At 73.0% G+C, this 3678-nt stretch carries 4 protein-coding genes; 1 reads left to right on the plus strand and 3 read right to left on the minus strand.

Translation table 11 applies throughout. The features are described from left to right. The first annotated feature begins 170 nt into the window (after positions 1–170). Positions 171–1607: a pyruvate kinase gene (pyk, locus tag MFF55_RS23940; RefSeq protein WP_238246626.1), complete on the plus strand. Its 1437-nt coding sequence runs from the start codon at positions 171–173 to the stop codon at positions 1605–1607. A gap of 14 nt (positions 1608–1621) precedes the next feature. On the opposite strand, the gene MFF55_RS23945 is transcribed toward pyk, so the two are convergent. The 3 genes from MFF55_RS23945 to ykgO form a co-directional block, all read right to left on the minus strand. After that, complete coding sequence (locus MFF55_RS23945; protein WP_238246627.1) at positions 1622–2629, minus strand: alpha/beta fold hydrolase; 1008 nt, start codon at positions 2627–2629, stop codon at positions 1622–1624. Positions 2630–2632: 3 nt separating this feature from the next. Beyond that, entirely contained in the window at positions 2633–3229 is a 597-nt protein-coding gene (locus MFF55_RS23950) for a tetratricopeptide repeat protein (RefSeq protein ID WP_238246628.1), read from the minus strand. Between the two features lie 67 nt (positions 3230–3296). Beyond that, entirely contained in the window at positions 3297–3422 is a 126-nt protein-coding gene (gene ykgO, locus MFF55_RS23955; protein WP_056222898.1) for a type B 50S ribosomal protein L36, read from the minus strand. Between the last annotated feature and the right edge of the window lie 256 nt (positions 3423–3678).

Below are 3678 nucleotides of genomic sequence, written 5' to 3' on the forward strand. Positions count from 1 at the left end.
CGGAGCCGATGACGCGTGCCCGGCACCGACACGCCGCCGCCATGCAGCGCCGCGATGGCCTCCCGCTTCGCGGACAGCTTGACGCGACGCGGTCACCGGTGCTCTTGGCCGCTCGCCCTGGTTCGGCCGGCTGGACCGGAAGGGCGTTCCGAATCGCCAGGGAGGCCGGGTTGAAGCGCTCACGCCGCACGAAGATCATCGCGACCCTCGGGCCCGCCTCCGACAGCCCGGAGATGATCGCGAAGCTGTTCCACGCCGGCGCCGACGTCTTTCGCCTCAACATGAGCCACCTGCCGCGGGAGAAGCTGCCGGAGAAGATCGAGGTCATCCGCACCATCGAGCGCGAGGCCAAGCGCCCCATCGCGATCCTCGTCGACCTGCAGGGGCCGAAGCTGCGGCTGGGGGCCTTCGCCGAGGGCGCGGCGCAGATCGGGAACGGCGCGACCTTCGTCCTCGACAGCGACCCGACGCCCGGCGACGCGGCGCGGGTCTTCCTGCCTCACCCCGAGATCCTCCAGGCGCTGGAGCCCGGCCACACCATCATCATCGACGACGGCAAGCTGCGCCTCACCGTGACCGAGGTCGGCGAGGGCCGGGCCGTGACGCGGGTCGAGGTCGGCGGCCGCATCTCCAACCGCAAGGGCGTCTCGCTGCCCAACACCGTCATCCCCGTCGCGGCGATGACGGAGAAGGACCGCGGCGACCTCGAGGCCGGCCTCAATGCCGGCGCCGACTGGATCGCCGTCTCCTTCGTGCAGCGGCCCGAGGACATGGCCGAGGTCAAGAAGATCTGCGCCGGGCGCGCGCTCGTGATGGCCAAGATCGAGAAGCCGCAGGCGCTGAGCCGGCTCGACGAGATCATCGAGATCTCGGACGGGATCATGGTCGCCCGCGGCGACCTCGGCGTCGAGATGCCCCTCGAGCAGGTGCCCGGCGTCCAGAAGCGGATCACCCGCGGCGCCCGCCGCCAGGGCAAGCCCGTCGTCGTCGCGACGCAGATGCTCGAATCGATGATCACCGCCCCCGTCCCGACCCGGGCCGAGGTCTCCGACGTCGCCACCGCCGTCTACGAGGGCGCCGACGCGGTGATGCTCTCGGCCGAGAGCGCGTCGGGCGGCTTCCCGATCGAGGCCATCTCCATGATGAGCCGCATCGCCGAGCAGGTGGAGAAGGACGCCCTCTACTGGACGATCCTCACCGCGCAGCGCTCGGAGCCGGACGCCACCGCCTCCGACGCCATCGCGGCCGCCGCCCACCAGATGGTCGACGCGCTCGGCCTCACCTGCATCATGGCCTGGACGAGCTCCGGCTCGACGGCCCTGCGCCTGGCGCGCTCGCGGCCCAACGCCACCGTCATCGCGCTGACCCCCCGCCGCGAGACCGCGCGGCGCCTGGCGATGGTCTGGGGCACCCACCCCATCGTCACGAACGACGCCAGCGACGTCGACGACATGGCCTTCCGCGCCGGCAAGTTCGCGGTGCGCGAGCGCTTCGCCGAGGTTGGCGACCGGATCATCGTGGTGGCGGGCGTGCCCTTCGGGACGCCGGGCGCGACGAACCTCGTGCGCATCGCCTTCGTGACGCGCGAGCACGCGGCCAAGGCCTGACGCGAAGGCCCGGCTCAGCGGCCGTTCGTGGCGGGGGCCGCGATCCGGTCGGCCAGCGCGCCGACCTCCGCGGCCACCGCCTCGGCGGCCACGTACTGCACCATGTGGCCGATGCCGGGCAGGACCACCAGCCGGGCGCCGGGGATCATCGCGGCGAGCGGCGCGGCCTGGGAGGCCGTGCGAACGATCGGGTCGGCCTCGCCCGCGACGACGGTCGTGGGCACGCGCAGGCCCGGATAGCGCGGGGCCTGCTCCTTCAGCGCGGGGCCGAGGCCGACGAGGTCCTGGATGTTGGCCAGCGCCGTGCCCGGCCGCAGCACCAGGGCGGCGCGGCTGCGCTCGACGTAGTCGGGCACCGGCTCCTGGGGCGCGAACACCGCCCGTCCCGCCCGGGGCAGGTAGTAGAGGCCGATCACCGGCGCCACCGTCCGGGTCAGCAGCCAGGTCACGGGGGGCGAGACGGCGAGGCGCCAGTACCAGGGCAGCACCCGCTCGGCCGGGAAGGGCAGGGCGGCCGGCGAGACGAGGACGAGGCCGGAGACGCGCTGCGGATGGTCGAGCGCGATGCGGGCCGCCAGCGCCCCGGCCCAGGAATGCCCGAGTACGATCGCCGGCCCGACCCCGAGCCGCTCCAGCGCCTCTGCGATCGCCTCGCCCTGCGGCCCCGGCGAGGCCATCGCGGCGCCGGTCAGGCGGTCGCTCCAGCCGAAGCCCGGCCGGTCGAAGGCGAGGACCCGGAACCCTTGCGCGGCGAGGCGCCGGCCGACGCCTTCCATCGGGTCGGCGGAATTGGCCGAGGCCCCGTGCAGGAGCACCACCGTCCCGCGCGGCGCTTCCCGCGGGCCCGCCTCGAGATAGGCCAGCCGCCCGCCGCCGACGGCGACGAAGGGGCCCTCGGCCGGAAAGCGCGCAGCGACGCGCAGGCTGATCACCAGGGTCGCCAATGCGGCCGCACCCAGGAGGATGGCCACCAGGCCGAAGAGGCCCGCCGCGACGAGGCCGAGCCAGCGCAGGATCAGCATGCGCTAGAGGTCGCGGCCGTCGACGTCCGGCGCGATCCGGTTGATCGCGGATTGGAGGTTGTCCATGCGCGGGTAGAGCGCCGCGGCGCGGCGGAAGGCCTCGAGCGCCCGGGGCTTGTCATCCATCGATTGGTAGATCCGGCCCAGGGCGGCCCAGGCCTCGAAGTGGCGCGGTTCGAGGACGAGGGTGCGCTTGAGGTCGGCGATGGCGCTGGCATGGTCCTGCAGCCGCCAGAACACGGAGGCCCGCCGGTTCCAGCCCTCCGACCAGTCGGGCTCCAGGGTCGTCGCGCGGTCCATGAGCTCGATGGCGAGGGGCAGGTCGCCGCCGCTCATCGCCTGGCGGGCACGCTCGGTGAGGAGGTCGACGGTCGCGCTGCCGGATCGGTCCTGACGGCGCTCGATCAGCTTGGCGATACCCTTGGCTTCAGCATCGTCCTCCGCCGCCTTGAGGCGCGCGTAGAGTTCGTCCAGCGTGACGGGCGCCTGCGCCTTCTGCGGCGCAGCGGCCCCCGGCGCGGGCCGCGCCTGCGCCGTCGTCGACAGGAGCGCGGCGAGGGCCGCGAGGGCGAGGGACCGGAGCGGACGCGGAGCAGCCATGGGCGGGAGCTTCCCCGCCCCGCCGGCCGTCGTCAACGTGCCCGCTTGCCGCGTCTTGAGCGCAGGCTCAGCCCTGGCGGGCCTTGAAGCGCTTCTGGGTCTTGTTGATCACGTAGACCCGGCCCTTGCGGCGGACGATCTGGTTGTCGCGGTGGCGGCCGCGCAGGGACTTGAGGGAGTTGCGAATCTTCATCGGTCTCACGTCGGCCCGGTTAAGGCCGCCTGTCGAAAAGGGGTCACGGATACGGGACGCCGCGGGAGCACCCCGGCGATGGCGGACGACGCAATCGCGGAAAGGCGGTCGCCATATCAGCATTCGGGGTCTTGAGGCAAGGCTTCGAGGCAGGGCTTGCCCTCGCCTCGGAACCGTCGCTCCGCCTCAGCGCTCCCGCCAGGCCTTCGCGATCTGGTCCGTCAATGGCTTCGTCAGGTAGGAGAGAACACTTCGA

Origin of the sequence: Methylobacterium iners (assembly GCF_022179305.1) — a bacterium.
In the GTDB taxonomy this organism is placed as follows: Bacteria; Pseudomonadota; Alphaproteobacteria; order Rhizobiales; family Beijerinckiaceae; genus Methylobacterium; species Methylobacterium iners.

What these genes read in the sequence shown, in the direction of transcription:
- MFF55_RS23945 (WP_238246627.1), bottom strand. Translation starts at nt 2,629, where the DNA reads ATGCTGATCCTGCGCTGGCTCGGCCTCGTCGCGGCGGGCCTCTTCGGC.
- MFF55_RS23950 (WP_238246628.1), bottom strand. Translation starts at nt 3,229, where the DNA reads ATGGCTGCTCCGCGTCCGCTCCGGTCCCTCGCCCTCGCGGCCCTCGCC.
- ykgO (WP_056222898.1), bottom strand. Translation starts at nt 3,422, where the DNA reads ATGAAGATTCGCAACTCCCTCAAGTCCCTGCGCGGCCGCCACCGCGAC.